This is a genomic window from Curtobacterium sp. PhB78, from assembly GCF_003751685.1.
GTDB lineage: Bacteria > Actinomycetota > Actinomycetes > Actinomycetales > Microbacteriaceae > Curtobacterium.
Genome location: NZ_RKIA01000005.1, coordinates 144,850 through 166,071 on the forward strand (window position 1 = coordinate 144,850; position 21,222 = coordinate 166,071).

At 71.3% G+C, this 21,222-nt stretch carries 18 protein-coding genes; 8 read left to right on the plus strand and 10 right to left on the minus strand.

Going from position 1 to position 21,222, the window contains the following annotated elements; all coding sequences use genetic code 11:
• Positions 1–164: 164 nt before the first annotated feature.
• Together rpmA and rplU are read right to left on the minus strand one after the other, a co-directional pair.
• Positions 165–416: a 50S ribosomal protein L27 gene (gene rpmA / locus EDF53_RS12915; RefSeq protein WP_071257351.1), complete on the minus strand. Its 252-nt coding sequence runs from the start codon at positions 414–416 to the stop codon at positions 165–167.
• A 12-nt stretch (positions 417–428) separates the two neighbouring features.
• Positions 429–737: a 50S ribosomal protein L21 gene (rplU, locus tag EDF53_RS12920; protein WP_111084536.1), complete on the minus strand. Its 309-nt coding sequence runs from the start codon at positions 735–737 to the stop codon at positions 429–431.
• Between the two features lie 179 nt (positions 738–916).
• Here rplU and EDF53_RS12925 point away from each other — a divergent pair, with 179 nt between their 5' ends.
• On the plus strand, positions 917–1,189 hold the full coding sequence (locus tag EDF53_RS12925) for a DUF4031 domain-containing protein (RefSeq protein ID WP_123293958.1): 273 nt from the start codon (positions 917–919) through the stop codon (positions 1,187–1,189).
• 462 nt (positions 1,190–1,651) lie between these two features.
• Here the strand turns inward: EDF53_RS12925 and EDF53_RS12930 are convergent, their stop codons facing one another.
• Both EDF53_RS12930 and EDF53_RS12935 read right to left on the minus strand, forming a co-directional pair.
• Positions 1,652–2,614 carry a hypothetical protein gene (locus EDF53_RS12930; RefSeq protein WP_148058352.1) on the minus strand — a complete coding sequence of 321 codons (963 nt, stop codon included), beginning with the start codon at positions 2,612–2,614 and terminating at the stop codon, positions 1,652–1,654.
• Positions 2,615–2,616: 2 nt separating this feature from the next.
• Positions 2,617–5,505: an Rne/Rng family ribonuclease gene (locus EDF53_RS12935; protein ID WP_123293960.1), complete on the minus strand. Its 2,889-nt coding sequence runs from the start codon at positions 5,503–5,505 to the stop codon at positions 2,617–2,619.
• Positions 5,506–5,854: 349 nt separating this feature from the next.
• On the opposite strand from EDF53_RS12935, the gene EDF53_RS12940 reads away from it, so the two are divergent.
• Together EDF53_RS12940 and EDF53_RS12945 are read left to right on the plus strand one after the other, a co-directional pair.
• Complete coding sequence (locus tag EDF53_RS12940) at positions 5,855–6,457, plus strand: vitamin K epoxide reductase family protein (RefSeq protein WP_260215639.1); 603 nt, start codon at positions 5,855–5,857, stop codon at positions 6,455–6,457.
• Positions 6,458–6,579: 122 nt separating this feature from the next.
• Positions 6,580–7,431: a thioredoxin domain-containing protein gene (locus EDF53_RS12945; protein WP_123293962.1), complete on the plus strand. Its 852-nt coding sequence runs from the start codon at positions 6,580–6,582 to the stop codon at positions 7,429–7,431.
• A 73-nt stretch (positions 7,432–7,504) separates the two neighbouring features.
• Here EDF53_RS12945 and EDF53_RS12950 read toward each other — a convergent pair whose 3' ends face one another.
• From EDF53_RS12950 to ileS, 5 genes are read right to left on the minus strand one after another with little or no spacing between them, the layout of a single operon-like run.
• Positions 7,505–8,353, minus strand: coding sequence for a thioredoxin domain-containing protein (locus tag EDF53_RS12950; RefSeq protein ID WP_123293963.1), 849 nt, complete (start codon positions 8,351–8,353; stop codon positions 7,505–7,507).
• A 19-nt stretch (positions 8,354–8,372) separates the two neighbouring features.
• The gene (ndk, locus tag EDF53_RS12955; protein WP_111084529.1) at positions 8,373–8,792 is read right to left on the minus strand and encodes a nucleoside-diphosphate kinase; all 420 of its coding nucleotides are present in this window, start codon (positions 8,790–8,792) and stop codon (positions 8,373–8,375) included.
• Positions 8,793–8,830: 38 nt separating this feature from the next.
• Positions 8,831–9,316 (minus strand): DUF4233 domain-containing protein, encoded by a 486-nt coding sequence (locus tag EDF53_RS19005; RefSeq protein WP_148058353.1) that lies wholly within the window; start codon positions 9,314–9,316, stop codon positions 8,831–8,833.
• Positions 9,313–10,779: a folylpolyglutamate synthase/dihydrofolate synthase family protein gene (locus EDF53_RS12965; protein WP_185003204.1), complete on the minus strand. Its 1,467-nt coding sequence runs from the start codon at positions 10,777–10,779 to the stop codon at positions 9,313–9,315. The genes EDF53_RS19005 and EDF53_RS12965 overlap by 4 nt, the downstream gene beginning before the upstream one ends.
• On the minus strand, positions 10,776–14,030 hold the full coding sequence (gene ileS / locus EDF53_RS12970) for an isoleucine--tRNA ligase (protein ID WP_123293965.1): 3,255 nt from the start codon (positions 14,028–14,030) through the stop codon (positions 10,776–10,778). Before ileS ends, EDF53_RS12965 begins: the two co-directional genes overlap by 4 nt.
• A 244-nt stretch (positions 14,031–14,274) precedes the next feature.
• Between ileS and EDF53_RS12975 the strand changes: the two genes are divergently transcribed.
• A complete protein-coding gene (locus tag EDF53_RS12975; RefSeq protein WP_123293966.1) occupies positions 14,275–15,309 on the plus strand; it encodes a cation diffusion facilitator family transporter in 1,035 nt (344 codons plus the stop codon).
• A gap of 23 nt (positions 15,310–15,332) precedes the next feature.
• On the opposite strand, the gene EDF53_RS12980 is transcribed toward EDF53_RS12975, so the two are convergent.
• Positions 15,333–15,932, minus strand: coding sequence for a TetR/AcrR family transcriptional regulator (locus EDF53_RS12980; RefSeq protein WP_123293967.1), 600 nt, complete (start codon positions 15,930–15,932; stop codon positions 15,333–15,335).
• Positions 15,933–15,964: 32 nt separating this feature from the next.
• On the opposite strand from EDF53_RS12980, the gene EDF53_RS12985 reads away from it, so the two are divergent.
• From EDF53_RS12985 to EDF53_RS13000, 4 genes are read left to right on the plus strand one after another with little or no spacing between them, the layout of a single operon-like run.
• On the plus strand, positions 15,965–17,584 hold the full coding sequence (locus EDF53_RS12985; protein ID WP_123293968.1) for an ABC transporter substrate-binding protein: 1,620 nt from the start codon (positions 15,965–15,967) through the stop codon (positions 17,582–17,584).
• Between the two features lie 5 nt (positions 17,585–17,589).
• Positions 17,590–18,627 (plus strand): ABC transporter permease, encoded by a 1,038-nt coding sequence (locus EDF53_RS12990; protein WP_260215645.1) that lies wholly within the window; start codon positions 17,590–17,592, stop codon positions 18,625–18,627.
• Positions 18,624–19,520, plus strand: a complete 897-nt coding sequence (locus EDF53_RS12995) for an ABC transporter permease (RefSeq protein ID WP_260215646.1) — start codon at positions 18,624–18,626, stop codon at positions 19,518–19,520. The genes EDF53_RS12990 and EDF53_RS12995 overlap by 4 nt, the downstream gene beginning before the upstream one ends.
• Positions 19,517–21,211, plus strand: coding sequence for an ABC transporter ATP-binding protein (locus EDF53_RS13000; RefSeq protein ID WP_123293969.1), 1,695 nt, complete (start codon positions 19,517–19,519; stop codon positions 21,209–21,211). The genes EDF53_RS12995 and EDF53_RS13000 overlap by 4 nt, the downstream gene beginning before the upstream one ends.
• Positions 21,212–21,222 lie beyond the last annotated feature (11 nt).

Consider the following 21,222-nt stretch of genomic DNA (forward strand, 5'->3'; position numbering starts at 1 on the left):
GTTGCGCCGACGGGGTCCGTCAGCGCGTTGTGCCGACGTGATCCGTCGGCGCGTTGTGCCGACGAGATTCGTCAGCGCGTTGTGCCGGCGGCATCCGTCGGCGGGAAAAGCGAAGGAGGGGCGGGCACTCGGCCCGCCCCTCCCGCTGAAGCTGATCGTCGCGATTACGCGTTGACGATGTTGATGACCTTGCGGCCACCCTTGGTGCCGAACTCGACCGAACCGGCCGAGAGGGCGAACAGCGTGTCGTCGCCACCGCGGCCGACGTTGGCGCCCGGGTGGAAGTGGGTGCCACGCTGGCGGATGATGATCTCACCGGCGTTGACGACCTCGCCACCGAAGCGCTTCACGCCGAGGCGCTGAGCGTTCGAGTCACGACCGTTGCGAGTGGAACTCGCACCCTTCTTGTGTGCCATGAGCTGACTCCCTTACGCGATCTTGGTGATCTTGACGCGGGTCAGTTCAGCGCGGAAACCCTGGCGCTTCTTGTACCCGGTCTTGTTCTTGAACTTCTGGATGATGACCTTCGGACCGCGCAGGTCGTCGAGCACCTCGGCGGTGACGGTCACGTTGACGAGCTCGGAAGCCGCCGACGTGATCTTGTCACCGTCCACGAGGAGCACGGGGGCGAGGTCGATGTTGCCCTTGTCGTCCGCCTTGACACGGTCGACGGTCAGGATGGTGCCGACCTCGACCTTTTCCTGACGGCCGCCGGCGCGCACTACTGCGTAAACCACGTGGAAATCCTTACGTAACTCTGCTTGAGGGAAGTCTCGGGTGCCCACTTCTGCACGAGCGGCTCCCGGAAGGCCGGGCCCGATCGGCGACGCAGGCAGAACGGCCCGCTGACACCAGGGATCGAGAATACTCGATCCCCATGGGTCCGGTCAAACGGCGACACACGTACGATTGCACGGTGACCGTGTTGATCGACCCACCGACGTGGCCCGCTCACGACACTCTGTGGTCGCACCTCGTCAGTGATGAATCCTACGCGGAACTCCACGCGTTCGCTGCACGCGCCGGTGTGCCGCGTCGTGCGTTCGACCACGACCACTACGACGTGCCGCTCGCGAAGTACCACGAACTGGTCGCCGCAGGGGCCTCTGCGGTGTCCGGCCGGGAGCTCGTGCTGCGGCTCATCCGCAGCGGCCTGCGCGTGGCGCAGCGCGACAAGCGCGCCCACTGACGCGCCGCGCGTGCGTCCGGCACGCACGGTGCGAGGTTCCCGACTCGGTGCCGGGCACGCCGGCTCGCACGGCGTCCGGAACCTCGCACGGTGCGGACGGGAGGCCCGGCGCACGCCCGCCACGCCCGTCCTGTCGCACGGTGCGGGGCCGGCTCGCAGGCGTCCGCGCACCGTGCGAGGTTGCCCACAGCGTGCGAGGTCGGCAGCACGGTGCGTCGCCAGAGGCTCGCACCGTGCCGCGGCCGCTGCACCGCCCGGAGAACCTCGCACGGTGCGACGACAGGCGGACGCCGCACCGCGCAGGACCGCGGTCGCGCCTCGGGCACGTGCGCACCGTGCGAGGTTGGCCACACGGTGCGAGGTACGAGGGCCGCACCATGTGGTCAACCTCGCACCGTGCAGCGCCCACACGACCGCCCACACGACCGCACGAGCGACCGCGTCGCAAGCGACGACCCGAGGTCAGCGCGGCGCCGGACCGCCCCAGGGGCCTGCCGGCGGCTGCTGCTGGTCCGGACGGGGCTCTGCGCCGTACTGGCCGCCGTACTGCCCGTGGGGGTCCGGCTGGACCAGACCCTGTCCGTACGGGCCCTGCTGCGGCTGCTGCGGCCCCGGCTGCACGGTCGCGGGCGGGACGGCGTCGGCGGGCCGAACCGTCCCCGGCAGACCGGACGTCGGCGCGGTGCCACGGTTCCGTCGCGGGCGCCCGAGCCACAGCCACGCCGCGGTCGCGCTCGCCAGGAGCATCACCGTGAACGGCACGCCGTTGCGGAGCGGGTTCGTGACGACGTCGATCACGAGTCGGGAACCGCCCGAGGTGATCGCGCCGAACGCCCCCGTGAAGACACCGACGAGCGCGAGGGCGATCGTCCCGGCAGCCCCGGCGAGCACGGCGCGGAGCAGCACGGTCGGCAGCGGACTGCGGCGGGCGATCGGGGTCAGGAACGCCAACGCCAGGAACGCCCCCGCGTAGAACGGGAACGGCGCCAGGAACACCGAGGCGATGAAGCTGCCGACCAGACTGGCACCCGCGCCGTAGTGCGCGAACGGGCTGACGACGAGCGACGTCCCGATGAGCCCGACGATGCCGGACACGAACTCGACCAGCACGAGGGACACCACGGCGATGAGCGCCCCGGCGGTGTTGTTCACCGAGGCGCCGGGCGCGAAGGCCCGACGCGGATCGGCCGGCGCACGCGGCGGTCGCGGCGGGGCGTAGGGCACCCCGGCAGCGGGCTGGACGCCGTGCGGCGGCTGCCCACCAGGCTGCCCAACAGGCTGCCCACCGTACGGCGGCTGCCCGCCAGGCTGCCCACCGTACGGCGGCGCGGAACCGCCGGCTCCCCCGGGTCCGGGCGGTGCGGGCTGCTGCCAGCCCGCACCGTAGTACCCACGATCCTGCTGCGGGTCACCGGGGTTCGTCACGCTCAGTTCCCCAGGATGACGGAGCCGTCGGTGTCCTCGCCGGACGCACCCTCGGTCGTGGCCGGCGCACTGATGCTCGGCGACGACACCCGGCGGGACCGCGAACGACCCTGACCCGGCTGCTTCGGCTCCGGCAGCGCCTGGAGCACGGAGTCCAACAGCGACTCGGCGTCCGGGGCGACCTGACGCGGCTCGCGCTTCGGGGCCGCGTTGAGCGGGATGTCCAGGATCGCGACCGTGTTGTCGGTCGGGGTCACCGTCGCGCTGGAGCTGACCCGACGGCGGGCCGGGGCCTTGGCCTTCGGCTCGGCGGCAGGAGCAGCAGCCTCAGCGACCGCCTGCTTCGGCGCAGCCTGCTTCGGCTCGTCGCGCTTCGGCTCGTCGCGCTTCGGCTCGACAGCGGCCTCCGCCTCGACTGCGACGGGCGCCGACTCAGCGACCTCGGTGGCTTCGGTCGCGGCAGCGTTCGACTGCTCACCGCTCCGTCCACCACGGCCGCCACGGCGCCGACGCTTCGACCCGGTGGGCTGTTCGCCCGCTCCGGAGTCGTCGGACGCGGACGTCGCTGCGGGGACGTCGGCCGAGGTCGGTGCCTCCGCCGAGGTCGGCGATGCCGGCGAGTCCTCGTGCGGGATCGTCGAGGCGGCGATCCGCGACAGCGCGCTCTTCACGTCGTCGGTGATCTGGTGCGCCTGGCTCGACTGCCCGTTCGACGAACCGGAACCCGAGCCACCGCCGGAGTTGCCCCCGCCGTTGCCGTGCCCGTTGCCACCGTTGCCGTTGCTGCCGTTGCCGTTGCCACCGGCACCACTGCGCCCCTTGCGGCGCCCCTTGCTCGGGCCCGGATCGGCGTTGTTGTCGTTGACCTTCGCGTTGACCTCGTCGAGCGACTCGCGCAGGCCGACGCCGATCTTCTTGCGGGTCATCTGCACGAGGCCGAGCGAGGTGACCTCGGCGACCTGGTGCTTCGTGCGGTCGCGGCTCAGGCACTCGATCAGGCGTCGGAGCACGAGGTCGCGGTTCTCCTCGAGCACCATGTCGATGAAGTCGACGACGATGATGCCGCCGATGTCGCGCAGGCGGAGCTGGCGGACGAGTTCCTCGGCGGCCTCGAGGTTGTTCTTCGTGACCGTCTCCTCGAGGTTGCCCCCGGAGCCGACGAACTTGCCCGTGTTGACGTCGACGACCGTCATGGCCTCGGTGCGGTCGATGACGAGCGAACCACCGGAGGGCAGCCAGACCTTACGGTCGAGCGCCTTGTCGATCTGCTCGTTCAGGCGGTACTCCTCGAAGGAGTCCGGGCCCTCGTAGCGGACGACGCGGTCCTTCAGGTCGGGCGCGACGGCCGACAGGTACTCGTCGATGGTGCCGCCGGCGGCCTCGCCGTCGATGATGAGCTTCGTGAAGTCCTCGTTGAAGACGTCACGCACGATCTTGACGAGCAGGTCCGGCTCCGAGTGCAGCATCACCGGGGCCTGGCCACCGGCGACCTTCTTCTGGATGGCCTCCCACTGGCTGGTCAGGCGCTGCACGTCGCGGGTGAGCTGCTCTTCCGTCGCACCTTCGGCAGCGGTGCGCACGATGACGCCCGCGTGCTCCGGCAGGACCTCTTTCAGGATCTTCTTCAGGCGCGCACGCTCGGTGTCGGGCAGCTTGCGCGAGATCCCGTTCATCGAGCCGTTCGGCACGTAGACCAGGTAGCGACCGGGCAGCGAGACCTGGCTGGTCAGGCGGGCGCCCTTGTGGCCGACGGGGTCCTTCGTGACCTGGACCAGGACCTTGTCGCCCGGCTTGAGCGCGGCCTCGATGCGACGGCCGTGGCTGGTGTCGACCGAGTTCCAGTCGACCTCGCCGGCGTACAGCACGGCGTTGCGGCCGCGACCGATGTCGACGAAGGCGGCCTCCATCGACGGCAGGACGTTCTGCACCTTGCCGAGGTAGACGTTGCCGATCAGCGACACGTTCTCGGACTTGGTGATGTAGTGCTCGGCGAGGATGCCGTCCTCGAGCACGCCGATCTCGATGGTCGACGAGCTGGAGCGGACGATCATCTGGCGGTCGACGCTCTCGCGGCGGGCGAGGAACTCGTCCTCGCTCACGACCTGGCGGCGGCGTCCGGCGTCACGGCCGTCGCGTCGGCGCTGCTTCTTCGCCTCGAGCCGGGTCGAGCCCTTGATGCGCTGCGGCTCGGTGATGAGCTCGGGCTCGCGGCGGCGGGGCTCCTGGTGGTCGCGCGGCTCGCGCGGCGCACGGGCCTCGCGGTCGGCGCTGCTCCCCCGACGACGCGAGCGCCGGCGGGATCCGCCCTGCTCCTCACGCTCGTCGGTGTCGTACCGGTCATCGCGGTCGAACCGGTCCTCGCGCTCGGAGCGGTCGGAGCGCTCGTAGCGGTCGTCTCGGTCGTCCTCGTCGCGTTCGTACCGCGCGGCACGGCGCGGCAGCTCCGGCAGGACGGGGGCGTGGAAGATCAGGCTGAGCGTGCTCGTCGCCTTCGGGACGAACGGCTCGGCTGGGGCGGCGGGTTCGCTCGCCTCGGCCGTCGGCTCGGTCTCGGTCGGACGGGAGGCACCACTCGGCTCCGCCACGTCGGCTGCGGGCTCGGTCGGCTCGGCCGTCACCACCGGCAGGTCGCCGGTCAGCGTGCTCACGTCGTCCGGCTCGGCGCTCTGCGCGGAGACGGCCTCGACCGCGACGGACACGGCTTCTGCCGGTGCCCCGTCTGCCGGTGCCCCGTCCGTCAGCGCGAGGGGCGCGTCGACGGCCGGCACCTGCACGGCGTCGGCCGCGACCTGCTGGCCGGACGACCGGGCGCGGCGTCCGCCGAACAGGCGGGTCCGACGCTTCGGGGCGTTCTCGTCGTTGGTCGTGTTGTCGTTGTTCTGCTCCACCATGGACTGGCGCACTCCTCGGCCCCACTCGCACCCTTGTCAGGCGGCGGGAATTCTTTGGTTGTGGCGGTGGCGTCGACGCCCCGCGCTCGCTGTCTTCGTGATCGGTCTGCGTCAACTTCTCGTTGCGTCCGCTGCCGTTCCGGTCCGGGCACCCGGCCCGGGTCGGCTCGGCGTCGGAGTGACGCTGTCCCGACCACGGTGCGCTCTCACCGCACCTGATCGTCCGGACACTGCCCCGTGGGGCACTGCCCGGAAAGCTCTCTTCGGTCTGCGGTTGCCCGCACGACCTCCGGCCAGTATCGCACGCCGCTCCCGGAAAGGACCGGAAGCCGCATGCGATGATGACGGCGTGAGCACGTCAGCGCCTGCCCCCCGTCGTCCGGTCGCGATGGCCGTCTTCCTCTTGATCACCGGGTTCGTCGGCCTGTACGGGTCCTTCTCCCTGGTGCTCGACGAGTTCAAGAAGTACGCCGACCCCGACACGGTGCTCTCGTGCGACGTGAACCCGTTCATCAGCTGCTCGGACGTGATGGCGAGCTGGCAGGGTCACCTGTTCGGGTTCCCGAACCCACTGCTCGGCGTGATGGGCTTCGTGGCGCCGATCGCCGTCGCGGTGATGATGCTCGCGGGCTTCCGCAACGGCTCGCGGTGGTTCTGGATCGCGTTCAACGCCGGCGTGTTCCTGGCGTGGGTCTTCGTGACGTGGCTCTTCACCCAGACCGTCTGGTTCATCGGCGCGCTGTGCCCGTGGTGCATGCTCGTGTGGTCGATGACGATCCCGATGTTCTGGGTGTTCACGATCTGGAACGCCGCGCAGGGCCGCTTCGGTGCCCGCACCCAGCGGGTCGGCCGGGCGCTGCTCCCGTTCTGCTGGGCGTTCCCGCTGGCGAACTACCTGTTCATCGTCGTGACGATCATCATCAAGTTCCCGACCATCCTGACGGTCTTCTGATCCGCCGCTGAGCGTTCTCGATGCGGCACCGATGACACATCGATGACGCGTCACCGAATTCCTGGGGGCTTCCCAGGCAGGACGCCCGATCGACCTCCGGGCAGCACCTACGCTCGATCTCGATGAGCGAGAACGAGAGCAAGAAGGTCCGTCGCGACGCCGCCCGAGAGCGCGCTCGCGAAGCCCGGGTGCAGGAGCAGGCGCGACGTCGCCGCAACAAGACGCTCGGGATCAGCGGCATCATCGTCGGCAGCCTGGCGGTCGTCGCCGTGGTCGTCCTGGTGATCGCGAACTCGGTGCAACCCGCGGGGCCCGGGCCGCGGAACATGGCGAGCGACGGCATCCTGTTCACCGGCCAGAGCGGCGAGATCGTGCCCGTCGAGACCAAGGCCACACCCGACGGTGGGACCCCGACGGCGACGGAGCAGGACGACTCGGTGGCGAACATCACCGTGTACTCGGACTACATGTGCCCGTACTGCAACCAGTTCGAGACGGCGCAGATGGACCAGATCGAGCAGTGGGTGAAGGCCGGGTCCGCGACGCTCGAACTGCACCCGTTCAACCTGCTCGACCGGGTGTCGCTCGGCTCGAAGTACTCCACGCGCTCAGCCGCCGCGGCCGCCTGTGTCGCGGACTACGACCCCGACGCGTTCCTGGCGTACAACACGTCGCTCTACGAGAACCAGCCGTCCGAGAGCACCAAGGGCCTGACGAACGACGAGCTGGCGTCGCTGGCGAAGGACGCCGGCGCGACGAACAGCAAGGTCACCTCGTGCATCACCGGGCAGCACTTCGCCGGGTGGGTCGCCGACGCCACGAACCGGGTCATGAACGACCCGATCCCGAACTCGTCGCTCGACAAGGTGACGAGCACCCCGACGATCATCGTCAACGGCAAGCAGTTCACCGGCTCCCTGACCGACACCGACGCCTTCGCGTCCTTCGTCGAGCAGAACGGTGGCGCCGCGTAGGCACGAGGCAGCGCGACGACGAAGGCCCCCGCTTCCGGATGGAAGCGGGGGGCCTTCGCTCGTGCGGGTGGTGCTACTTCGCCGCGGCGTCGATCGCGGTGATGACCGTGCTGAGGTCGTCGAGGCGCTTGCCGTTCACGACCACGGTCGGCGTGCCGAAGCCCTGCGTGCCCTGCAGTGCCTCGTCCGCGGTGACGAGCTTCGTGGACTTCGTCACCCAGCCCTTGAACTGCTCGGTCGACAGGCACTCGGAGACGTTCGACCCGGTCGCGCCGCCCGCCTTCACGAGCTTCGCGATCTCGGCGTTCGTCAGGCCCGAGGTGCCCTCGGTGGGCTGGTTGTCGAAGAACTGCGTCTGGACGTCCAGGAACTTGTCCGGCGCGTAGTTCGCGACGCACATCGCGGCGTTCGCGGCCCGGCTGGCGTAGCGCGAGCTCTGGTAGCTGCGGTCGAGGATGGACACCGGCTGGATGGCCAGCGTCGCGTCGCCCGACTGCACCTTGTCCAGGATCTGGTCGGCGTAGGCGCCCTCGAACTGCTTGCAGACCGGGCAGGCCCAGTCGACGTACTCGGTGACCGCGACCGCACCGTCGGTGTTCGACGTCGGGACCGCCGACGGGGTGCCCTTCGCGGTGACGGCCTTCGTGGTCACCGGGGTGACCTCGCCGCCCTCGCCGGTGAACTGGATCGCGCCGGTGGCCATGTTCTTCGGCCCGGCAGCGGACACGGCGGGCGCGTTGTTCACGTTCACCACGACGAGCGTGATGATCGCGGCGATCGCGATGATGCCCAGGCCGATACCGCCCTGCAGGAACCATTTGTTGCGGCGCTTGCGACGCTTCTCGGCGTCGGCGCGCTGGCGCGAGACCTCACGCGCGTGCTGGCGACGCTCGTTCTTGGTGGGTCGGTCGTTGTTCGTCACGAGTCGTTCCCCCGGCGTCTCAGGCGAACCAGAGCGCGAGCTCGCGCGCCGACGACTCGGTGCTGTCCGACCCGTGCACCAGGTTCTGCTGCACCTTGAGGCCCCAGTCGCGACCGAGGTCGCCACGGATGGTGCCCGGCGCGGCGCTGGTGGGGTCGGTGGTGCCGGCGAGCGACCGGAAGCCGGCGATCACGCCGTTGCCGGCGACGCGCACGGCGACGACCGGACCGGACTGCATGAACTCGACGAGCGGCTCGAAGAACGGCTTGCCCTGGTGCTCCTCGTAGTGCGCGTCCAACAGGTCGCGCGGCGCGGTGAGCATCTTCAGGTCGACGATCTCGTAGCCCTTCGACTCGATGCGGCGGAGGATCTCACCGGTGAGCTGGCGGGCGACGCCGTCGGGCTTGACGAGGACGAGGGTCTCTTCGAGGTCGGACACGCAGTACTCCTAGTGTGTTCGCGGGATCGGAGGGGTGGTCAGTCCTCGCCCATGGCGGCCCGGCGCGCGGCGTTCTGGCGGTCGAGTTGACCGCCCTTGACGAAGCAGAAGACCCACAGCGCCAGGAACACCACGGCGACCGCGAACATGAACGGTTCGATGAACCCGGTGGCGAGGATGGCCGCCTGCAGCAGCCACCCGAACCCTACACCGGCGGGGTTGCCGGTCAGACGTGAGGCCAGCGCCAGCACGACCATCGCACCGATGCCGCCGCCGAACGCCAGGGCCGGCGGCAGGGTCCCCTTGCCGAACACGACGAGCATCGGGAAGAAGAACATCATCGCCTCGAGCACGAGCGCGATCGACAGCAGGCTCTCCTGCGCCCCGCGGTCGCGTCGCGGCTTCCGGGTGCGCGGTGCGCGCCCCGGCCGGGAGGTGGGCCCACGCGAGCCGGTTCCAGACGACCGCGGAGCTTGCGGAGAGGTCGGCTGGCCGTGCTCGTGGGGACGTGGTGCGTTCGTCACTTCGTCTCGCCTTCCCGGTGGACCAGGTCCATGACCGCACCCACCATCACGATGGAGCCCGCGACGAGCACGAGGGCGTCCTCGGCGTCCGCCTCGTCCGCCAGGTCGCGTGCCTGCTGCAGCGCGGCGGCGAGTGACGGCTCGACCACGACGCGATCCGCGCCGACCTCGTCCACGACGACCTTGGCGAAGGCGTCCGCGTCGAGGGCACGCTCCCCCGGGGGCTGCGTGACGACGAAGGTCTCGACGGTGCCCTTCAGCGCGCGGACGAACCCGCGGGCGTCCTTGTCGCCGAGGATCCCGACGACGCCGACGACGTGCTCGGACGGGAAGGCCACCGGCAGGGCCTCGGCCAGGGCCTTGGCACCGTGCGGGTTGTGCGCCGCGTCGACCACGACGGTCGGGTCGGTGGCGATCGGCTGGAGGCGACCGGGGCTGGTGGCACCGGCGAGGCCCTCGGACAGGACGTCCTCGTCGAGCGCCTGGGTGCCCCGACCGAGGAACGACTCGACCGCGGCGATCGCCACGGCCGCGTTGTGGGCCTGGTGCCGCCCGAACAGCGGCAGGAACAGGTCGTCGTAGCGGCCGGCGATCCCCTGCACGGTGATGAGCTGACCGCCCACCGCCGGCGTGACGTCCACGACGCTGAACCCGGTGCCCTCGACCGCGAGGGTCGACTCGGTGAGCTCGGCGGCACGCTCGAGTTCGACGAGTGCCTCGGGGACCTGCTCGCTCGACACCACGGCGGACGACGGCTTGATGATCCCGGACTTGGTCCGCGCGATCTCCGCCACCGTGCTGCCGAGCTGCTTCGCGTGGTCGATGGCGATCGGCGTGAACACCGCGACCTGGCTCTGCACGACGTTGGTGGAGTCCCACTCGCCGCCCATGCCGACCTCGATCACGGCGACGTCGACCGGCGCCTCGGCGAAGCACGCCAGGGCCAGGACGGTCAGTGCCTCGAAGAAGGTGAGCGGGAGCTCGCCCTTGGCGGTGAGCTCCTGGTCGGTCAGTTCGAGGACCGGGGCGATGTCGTCCCAGTTCTCGACGAGCCGGCTCGGCTCGATCGGCTGCCCGTCGATGACGATGCGCTCCCGGATCGACACCAGGTGCGGGCTCGTCATCAGGCCGGTGCGCAGACCGTGGGCACGGACGATGCTCTCGGTCGTGCGCGCGGTGGACGTCTTGCCGTTCGTGCCGGTGATGTGGATCACCGGGTACGCCAGGTGCGGGTCGCCGAGCAGCTCGACGGCGCGACGGGTCGCGGTCAGGCGGTGCTCGGGCGACTGCTCACCGATCCGGGCGTACAGGGCGGCCTCGACGCGCTTGACCTCGTCGTCGTCACCGCCGTACGGCACGGCCTCGACCGGAGCGTCACCGGACGGCCCCACCGGGATCCGGATGCCGTCCTCGTCGTGCTGGTCGTGCTGGTCGTGCTCGTCGTACTGGTCGTCGTCGCTCATGCGCGTGACACCTCCACGGTCACCTTCGCGCCGTCACCGACATCGGTGGTGGCGCCTGCCCCGAGGGGCACGATCTCGACGCTCGTCGCCAGGGTCTCCCCCGCGATGAGCTGCTGGTGGGTGCGCACCGACGCGTCGGCGGCCTCGTCGACCCCGAGGGTCAGGACGATGCGGTCGCTGACGTCCAGGTCGGCGTCGCGCCGGGCCTGCTGGACGGCACGGACGACGTCGCGGGCGAGCCCCTCGGCCTCGAGCTCGGGCGTGGTCACGGTGTCGAGCACCACGAAGCCGCCCTCGTCGAGGAACGCCACGGCGACCGACGGGTCGGCGACGGTGAGGTCGAGCGTGTACTCGCCCTCGACCAGGTCGACACCGCCGACGGTCACGCCGGACTCGGTCGCGGTCCAGTCGCCCTTCTTCGCGGCCGGGATCACCTGCTGCACGGCCTTGCCGATGCGCGGGCCGGCGACGCGGGCGTTGACGGTCAGCTTCCGCTCGATGCCGTACTGCGCCAGTGACTCCTCGGCCTGCGCCTCGAGCACGACCCGCTTGACGTTCAGCTCGTCGCGCAGGATGTCGGCGAACGGTTCGACCGCCGCCGGGTCCGGCACCACGAGGGTGAGCGTGGCGAGCGGCAGCCGGACGCGCTTGCCGGTCGCCTTGCGGAGGGCGAGGCCCTTCGAGGCGACGTCGCGCACGCGGTCCATCGCCGCGACGAGGGCGTCGTCGGCGGGGAACTCGGCCGCGTCGGGGAAGTCCGTCAGGTGCACGCTCCGACCACCGGTCAGGCCCTTCCAGATCTCCTCGGTGACGAGCGGGGCGAGCGGGGCCGCGACGCGGGTCAGGGTCTCGAGCACCGTGTACAGGGTGTCGAAGGCCGCACGGGCGTCGTCCCCTGCCGCACCGTCGGCCCCGGTCCAGAACTTGTCGCGCGACCGGCGGACGTACCAGTTCGTCAGCACGTCGGCGAAGTCGCGGACGGCCTGGGCCGCGAGCGGGGTGTCGAGCGCGTCGAGGTGCTGCTGCACGTCGGACACGAGCACCCGGGTCTTCGCGAGCAGGTACCGGTCGAGGACGTCGGTGCTGTCCGTTCGACGGGTGGCCTGGTACCCCGACTCCCCCGATGCGTTCGCGTACAGGGTGAAGAAGTAGTACGTCGACCACAGCGGCAGCATGAACTCGCGGACGCCCTGGCGGATGCCCTCCTCGGTGACGACGAGGTTGCCACCGCGGATCACCGACGAGGACATCAGGAACCAGCGCATGGCGTCGGCGCCGTCGCGGTCGAACACCTCGGAGACGTCCGGGTAGTTCCGCAGCGACTTCGACATCTTCTGACCGTCCGAGCCGAGGACGATGCCGTGGCTGATGACGTTCTTGAAAGCAGGCCGGTCGAACAGTGCCGTGGACAGCACGTGCATGACGTAGAACCAGCCGCGGGTCTGCCCGATGTACTCGACGATGAAGTCGGCCGGGTTGTGCGACTCGAACCACTCCCGGTTCTCGAACGGGTAGTGCACCTGGGCGTACGGCATCGACCCGGAGTCGAACCAGACGTCGAACACGTCGGTGATCCGGCGCATCGTCGAGTTCCCCGTGGGGTCGTCGGGGTTCGGACGGGTCAGGTCGTCGATGAACGGGCGGTGCAGGTCGACCTCGCCGTCGGCGTTCAGCGGCAGGCGGCCGAAGTCGCGCTCGATGTCCTCGAGCGAGCCGTACACGTCGGTGCGCGGGTACTCGGGGTCATCGGACTGCCACACCGGGATCGGCGTGCCGAAGTAGCGGTTGCGCGACACCGACCAGTCGATGGCGTTGCCGACCCACTTGCCGAACTGGCCGTCCTTGACGTTCTCCGGCACCCAGTTGATGTCCTGGTTGAGCTCGCCCATGCGGTCGCGGAAGTCGGTGACCCGCACGAACCACGACGACACGGCCTTGTAGATGAGGGGCTTCCGGCACCGCCAGCAGTGCGGGTAGCTGTGCTCGTAGGACGCCTGGCGGAGCAGACGACCGGCGTCGCGGACGGCCTTGGTCAGCGGCTTGTTCGCGTCGGACCAGAGCATGCCGGCGACCTCGCCGAACTGCGAGGTGAAGACCCCGCCCTCGTCGAGGGAGAGCACCACGGGGATACCGGCGGCAGCACAGACCACCTGGTCGTCGGCACCGTAGGCCGGGGCCTGGTGCACGATGCCGGTGCCCTCGCCGGTCTCGACGTAGTCGGCGACCAGGATGCGCCAGGCGTGCTCCATGCCCTCGGCATCGGCCAGGTATTCGAACAGGCGCTCGTACTCGACGCCGTCGAGCTCCGCACCCGCCAGGGTGCGGACGACCGCGGCAGCGGCGTCCTCGGCCGTCTCGTAGCCGAGGTCCTTCGCGTAGGCGGCCACGGTGTCCGAAGCCAGCAGGTAGTGGACGGAACCGGCGTCGGCACCGTCAGCCGCGCCTCCCGGCCCCGCAGGGAGCACCACGTACGAGACCGCAGGCCCGACGGCCAACGCGGCGTTCGTGGGCAGGGTCCAGGGGGTCGTGGTCCAGGCGAGCGCACGCACGCCGGCCAGCCCGAGCGACTCGGCGCGCGCACCCTGCAGCGGGAACGACACCGTGACGGACTGGTCCTGGCGCATCTTGTAGACGTCGTCGTCCATGCGCAGCTCGTGGTTCGACAGCGGCGTCTGGTCGTTCCAGCAGTACGGCAGGACCCGGAAGCCCTCGTACGCCAGGCCCTTGTCCCAGAGCTGCTTCCACGCCCACAGCACGCTCTCCATGAACGTCGTGTCGAGCGTCTTGTAGTCGTCCTCGAAGTCGACCCAGCGCGCCTGGCGGGTGACGTACTGCTGCCACTCGTCGGTGTACTGCAGCACGGACTTCTTGGCGGCGGCGTTGAACACGTCGACGCCCATCTCGTCGATCTCGTGCTTCTCGGTGATGCCGAGCTGGCGCATCGCCTCGAGCTCGGCGGGCAGCCCGTGGGTGTCCCAGCCGAAGCGTCGGTGCACCTGCTTGCCGCGCATCGTCTGGTACCGCGGGAAGACGTCCTTGGCGTACCCGGTCAGCAGGTGACCGTAGTGCGGCAGGCCGTTCGCGAACGGCGGGCCGTCGTAGAAGGTCCACTCGTCGCAGCCCTGGCGCTGGTCGATGGACGCCTGGAACGTGTCGTCGCCCTTCCAGAAGGCGAGGATCCCCCGCTCGACGGCGGGGAAGGACGGCGAGGGGACGACGCCATCGGCATCGGCGTTCAACGGGTACGGCACCGGGACTCCTTGTGGGTTCGCTCGATCTCCACGAGGACGGAGCACGCTCCGCGGTACCACCTCGCTTGCCACGCCGTGCTGTCCGCACGTCACGACCGCTCGTGTTCGGGTTCGGTGCGGCCCGGTCCGCCCGGTTCTACTGACGAGCCGCTCGCGCGGACCGCGTTCTTCCGGGAGCTCCCCGGTGATGGCCGGATCGACGCTCGTGTGACACGAGTTTAGCGGACGGGAGCATGCTGGAGGGATGCCCGACGACTCTGCCTCCGGCGAACGCCCGGAGTCCTCCCTCACCGTCATCATCGCCTTCGGCGCGAACCTGCTCGTCGCGATCGCGAAGACCATCGCGTCGCTCATCTCGGGTTCGGCCTCGATGGTGGCCGAGGCAGCGCACTCGTGGGCGGACACCGGCAACGAGATCTTCCTGCTGGTCGCCGAACGACGGGGCGCGCGGAAGCGCGACACCGCACACCCGCTCGGGTACGGACGCGAGACCTACATCTGGTCGATGTTCGCCGCGTTCGGGCTGTTCACCGCGGGCGCCATCGTGTCGATCTACCACGGCATCTCCGAGCTCGGCGAGACGGGTCCGGCCGAGGACGTCCTGCTCAACTACATCGTGCTCGCGCTGTCGTTCTGCCTCGAGGGCACGAGCTTCCTGCAGGCCTACCGCCAGGCGCACGGAGCGGCGACGAAGCGCAAGGTGCCGGTGCTGCGCCACGTGCTGCAGTCCTCGAACCCGACGCTGCGGGCCGTGTTCGCCGAGGACGCCGCTGCGCTCATCGGCCTCGTCGTCGCGTTCCTCGGGGTGTTCCTGCACCAGATCACCGGCCTGGCGATCTTCGACGCGATCGGGTCCATCGCGATCGGCCTGCTGCTCGGGGTCGTGGCGATCATCCTCATCGACCGCAACCGCCGCTTCCTGCTCGGCGAGAGCACGTCGCCCGAGCTCGAGAACGCCGTGCTCGTCGAGCTGCTCGGCCGCTCGCAGATCGAACGCGTCACCTACCTGCACCTGGAGTTCGTCGGACCGTCGCGGGTGTACCTCGTCGCCGCCGTCGACCTGACGGGCAACGAGAACGAGGAGCACGTCGCGGTGCGGTTGCGCGACGTCGAGAAGTCGCTCGAGGACAGCCCGTACATCGAGGAAGCCGTGTTGACGCTGAGCTATCCGGGTGACGCCTCGCTGCGGCCGACGAGCGACGAGGTGCCCGATGTCGTGCGCGACGGGACGGCCTCGGACGTGGCCGCCGGCGGCGCCGGGACGCTGCGCACCGACTGACGCGCGGGCGAGCGTCGTCGGCGTCAGCGGGCGTCGAGGCCGGCGACCACCGGGGTCAGCGCCGCCGCGACGTACTCGACGAGCGGTCGTCGGGCCACCCCGTCGGCGACCCACACCCCGAACGCCGCAGCAGCCGCCCCGAGCACCGCACCCGAGACCGTCTGCGGCCAGAGCGACCCCGGCTGCTCCCCCGTGCGCCCGGCCACGAAGGCGGCGACGGCCCCGTGCTGCGCCATCACCCGGACGGCGACCCCGGCGACGAGCTCGGAGCCGATGCCCATCACCTCGGCCTGCGCGACCGCCCACGGCACCCGCTCGGGGTCGTGGGCCCGGGCCGCGGCGAGCAGGGCCTGCTCCACCGCACGCACCGGACTGGGTTCGGTCGAGGCCGCCAGGTACCCGGGCAGCCCCGCGACCGCGGCGTCGAGCTCGAGCCACATCACGTCGGACTTCGCCGTGAAGTAGTTGAAGAACGTCGCGCGACTGACCCCCGCACGCACGGCGATCTGGTCGACCGTGGTGCGTGCGTACCCCTGCTCGAGGAACAGCTCGGCAGCGGCGTCCGCGAGGACCTCGGCGCTCGAGCGTCGAGGGCGGCCACCGCGGCGGATCGGTTCGTCCATGGGCCCCAGTAAACCGCTAGACTCGTCCAGCCATGATCTTGGACTCAGTACAGAAAACCGTCGCCGCCGTCGCGAGCGCCACAGCAGTCGTCCTCGTCCTCGCGGGGTGCAGCGGCGCGGGGACGAGCACCACGAGCAGCAAGCCGGTGAGCGGCGGGACCCTGACGTACGCCTCCGGTGACGCCGAGCCCACCTGCCTCGACCCGCACGTCGGCGGCAACTACCCGCAGGCGCTCCTGGCGACGCAGTACATCGAGGAGCTCGTCGGGCTCGAGGACGGCGAGCCGACGCCCGAGCTCGCGACGAAGTGGACCACGAGCGACGACGGCACGACCCTCACCTTCACGCTGCGCGACGACGTCACCTTCACCGACGGCACCCCGTTCGACGCCGCCGCCGTCGTGGCGAACATCGAGCACGTGCAGGACCCGGCCACCGCGTCGAGCACCGGGTACCTCGCGCTGCAGTCCATCACGAAGGCGACGGCCACCGACGACCACACCGTGACGCTCTCCCTGAGCCGTCCGGACAGCGCGCTGCTCGAGTCGTTCTCGCAGCCGTGGGTCGGCATGGAGTCCCCGAAGGCGCTCGAACGCAAGCAGGCGACGAACTGCGAGTCCCCCGTCGGCACCGGCCCGTTCGAGGTCACCGGGTGGAAGCACGGCGACCGCGTCACCCTGACGAAGAACAGTGACTACTGGGGGAAGACGAAGCCGCGCCTGTCCGGCATCACGTGGCGGTTCCTGCCCGACTCGACGTCGCGCTACGCGGCGCTGCAGTCCGGCCAGGTCGACGTCATCGACAACGCGCAGCCCGACCAGCTCAAGGCGGCGTCGGCGAAGGGCGCCATCCGCGACCTCGACGCCCCGCGCCCCGGTGCCTCGAACCGCCTCGAGTTGAACTCCGGCCACGGCGTGTTCCGTGACGAGGCCGTGCGGCAGGCGTTCATCGCGGGTGCCGAAATCGACCCCGGCCTGCAGTCGCTGTTCCTCGGCACCGCGAAGCGCTCGTACTCCGTGCTCTCGAGTGCCGAACCGCTGGCGTACTCGGAGAAGAGCCGGTTCGACTACTCGCCGTCGAAGGCGAAGCAGCTGCTCGACGACGCCGGCTGGAAGGTCGGGTCGGACGGCATCCGTGTCAAGGACGGCCAGCAGCTCACCGTGACGTTCCCGGTGTCGACGAACCAGTCGGTGCCGGCCGAGCGCAGCCTGTTCCAGCAGATCCAGGCGTCCGAGAAGGCCGTCGGGTTCAAGGTCGTGCTCGACGAACTCGACCTGTCCAGCTGGTACGCGGCCCTCGCGGCGAACGAGTACGACGTGGTCAGCGCCCCGTACACGAAGGTCGGCCCCGACGTCCTGCGCATCCTGTACGACAGCGCGAGCATCGAGCCGGCACCGTCCGGGTACTTCGCGAACCTCGCGCAGCTCGACGACCCCGCACTCGACACCCTGCTCGAGCAGGCGGCCCGCACCTCGGACGCCGACGAGCGCGCCGACCTGTACGAGCAGGCGCAGAAGACGATCCTGGCGAGCGACACCGTGCTGCCCCTCTACGACCAGCAGAACCACTTCCTGGTGCGCTCGGCCGTGCACGGCATCCAGACGACCTCGGTGTCCACGCCCTGGTTCGGCACGGCCTGGATCGACCGCTGACGCGGATGCCCTGGGTGTGGTGGGCCGTCCGACGGCTCGCGGGCGGGATCGGCGTGCTCTGGGCCGTCGCGACGATCGTGTTCGTCGCGATCCGGCTCATCCCCGGCGACCCCGCACTCGCGATCCTCGGTGGTCCGGGCTCGCAGGCCTCCGCCGAGGCCGTCGCCCAGGTCCGGCACGAGTACGGCCTCGACCAGCCGGTGCTCGTGCAGTACGCGGTGTTCCTCGGACGCCTCGCCACCCTGCAGCTCGGTGACTCGTACGCCTTCCGCACCCCGGTCGCGACGCTGCTCGGCCAGCAGCTGCCCGTCACGCTCACCCTGGCGGTGGCCGGCCTGGTCGCCGCCTGGGTCCTGGCGATCCTCGCGGCCTGGTGGTCGACGCAGCGCGGTCGGTTCGCGGCCGGGCTGACGAGCGCGCTGAGCGTCACCGCGAGCGTGATGCCGCACTTCTGGCTCGGCAGCGTGCTCATCGTGGTGTTCGCGAGCGCCCTCGGTTGGGTGCCCGCGGTCAGCGACGGCACGGTGCGCGGCTGGGTGCTCCCGGTGCTGACGGTGGCCGTCCCGGTCGCTGGGTACCTGGCCGAGACCGTGCGCGACGGGGTCGTCGACGCGCAACGGTCCGCCTTCGCCCTCGCCGCGCGGGGCCGTGGTGAGACCCGACTCGGGCTGTTCGCCCGGCACCTGCTCCGCCACGCGGCGCTGCCCGGGATCGCCCTGTCCGCCTGGGCCTTCGGGTCCCTCGTGTCCGGCGCCGTCGTCGTCGAGTCCGTGTTCGCGCTGCCCGGCATCGGTCGCGCCCTGGTGACCGCGGTGACGCAGCGGGACATGCCGCTCGTCGCCGGCATCGCGCTGGTGTCCGCCGCCGCCTACGTCGTGGTGCTCGCGGTCGCGGACCTCGTCGAACGTGTCGTCGACCCGCGCACCGGAGGCCGGCGCACCGGCGCCCCGCGCGCCGGAGGCCCGCGCGCCGGCGCCCCGCGCCCGCGCACCCCGCGAGCCGCGCGACGCCGTGGACCCGACCACGAGGCGGCCGCGCGGTGAGCGGCATCGCCGAGCCGAGCCTCCCGACCGGTGAACCGGTCGACGGACGACCGGCAGCAGCACGTCGCCGGCGACGGGGCCTCGGCGTCCCCGGCGCCGTCGCGGGTGCCGTGGTCCTGCTCGCCGTCGTGGCGGCCGCGTGGCCGGCGCTGCTCGGCGGCGCGGACCCGCTCGCGGTGCACCCGTCCGAGGCGCTGCTCGCACCGAGCGGCGCCCACCCGTTCGGCACCGATGAATCCGGACGCGACGTCCTGGCCCGGGTCGTCGCCGGCACGCGGGCCTCGCTCGTCGTCGGTGTCGCCGCGACCCTGATCGGCGGCGGGACCGGCGTCGTCCTCGGGGTCGTCGCCGGACTGGGCGCCGGCGCCGGACGCATCGGCCGACTGCTCGACGCCGTGATCGGCCGCGTCACCGAGGTCGCCTTCGCCCTGCCGCTGCTGCTCGTCGCCCTGGTGGTCATCGCCGTCACCGGCCCGGGCCCGGTGCCCGCCGTGCTCGCCGTCGGCTTCGCCACCGCCCCCGGCTACGCCCGCATCGTCCGTGGTCTGGTCCGTGCCGCCCGGTCGTCCCAGGTCGTCGAGACCGCCGTGCTGCTCGGCCGCTCCCCCGTCCGCATCGTGGTCCGGCACGTCCTGCCCACCGCACTCTGGCCCGTCGTCGCGGTCGCAACACTCGGCGTCGGCCAGGCGATCGTCTGGGCCTCGGCGCTGAGTTACCTCGGCGTCGGCACACCACCCCCGGCTCCGGAGTGGGGCGCGATGCTCGCCGACGGCCGGACCTACCTGCAGACCGCACCGTGGATGAGCACCTTCCCCGGGCTCGCCATCGTGGTGCTCGCGACCGCCGTCACCGTGCTCGGTCGCGCGATCCGCCGAACAGGAGTCGTCCGATGACCACCGTCCTCGAGGTCCAGGCGCTGCACGTCGCCATCGCGGGCACGCCGATCGTGCACGACGTCGCCCTGCGGGTCGACGCCGGCGAGTGCGTCGCCCTGGTCGGCGCGTCCGGCTCCGGCAAGACCGTCACCGCCCGCGCCGCACTCGGCCTGTCCGCGCCCGGCTCCGCCGTCCGCGCCGACGCCTTCACCGTCGCCGGCCTCGACGTCCGCGCCTTCTCCGATCGTCGGTGGCGCCAGGTGCGCGGGTCTCGGGTCGGCTACGTCGGCCAGGAGGCCCTGGGCGCGTTGGACCCGCTGCGTCCCGTCGGACGCGAGGTCGCCGACAGCCTCCGCCTGCACACCGAGATGGGTGCGGCCGAGCGCGTGGACGCCGTGCGCGATGCCCTGCGGGCGGTGGGCCTCGACCCGGACATCGCGACCGACGGCCGACTCGCCGGCACGCTGTCGGGCGGGATGCGGCAGCGGGCCCTCATCGCCGCGGCCACCATCGGGTCGCCGGCGCTCGTGGTCGCCGACGAGCCCACGACCGCACTGGACGCCGGCGTCGCGGTCACCGTGATGGAGCAGCTGCGGGCAGCACAGCAGCGCGGGGCGGGGCTGCTCGTCATCACGCACGACCTCGGGCTCGTCGCGGGGTGGGCCGACCGGGTGGCCGTCATGCACGAGGGCCGGATCGTCGAGCAGGGCCCGGTCGCCTCGGTGTTGCAGGATCCGCAGCACGCCGCGACGCAGGCCCTGGTGCGCGCGGCGCACGGTGCCGATCTGGTCGACCGGTGCGAGGTTGATGGCTCCGTGCAGGCCTCTGACGACGCACCGAGCGGGCAACCTCGCACCGAGCGCACGACCACGCACCGTGCGCCGATCGGCGACCGCGGCACCGAGCGCGCAACCTCGCACGGTGCGAGGGGGGTGCTCGTCGCCGACGGGCTCGCGCGCGGGTACGAGGGCGTCCGCGCCGTCGACGACGTGTCGTTCGGGCTCGACCGCGGGCGGGTGCTCGGGGTGATCGGCGCCTCGGGGTCGGGCAAGACCACCCTGGCGCGGATGCTGCTCGGGCTCGAGACGCCCGACGCCGGCACGGTCTCGCTCGACGGAGCCCCCTGGGTACCGCTCCCCGAACACGACCGACGCCCCCGACGCCACCGGGTCGCGGCCGTCGTGCAGGACCCCGGCGCCACGTTCGACGAGCGGTGGTCGGTCGAACGGGTCCTCGCCGACGCGTTCTCGCGGGGCGACGACCGCCGCGCCCGTGGCTCCCTCGCCGCCCGGGTGGACGCAGCCCTGCGACAGGTGGACCTCGACCCGGCGATCCGGCCGCGGTCGCCGCTGACCCTGTCCGGTGGGCAACGGCAGCGACTCGCGATCGCCCGGGCACTCGCCACCGACCCCGAGGTGATCGTCCTCGACGAACCGGTCACCGCCCTCGACGCCACCGTGCAGGACGCCGTGCTGACCCTGCTCGAGCGGCTCCGCGACGACACCGGCGTGGCGATGGTGTTCGTCTCGCACGACCTGCGGGCCGTGCGCCGGATGGCCGACGACGTGCTGGTCGTGCACCGGGGCGCGGTCGTCGAGCACGGCCCCGCCGCGACGGTGTTCGCGCGCCCGGCGCACCCCGTGACCGCGCACCTGCTGCAGGCCGCCGAGCGGCTGGCGGCGGGCCCCGCAGCCGACTTCACGGACTGAGCGACAGTTCG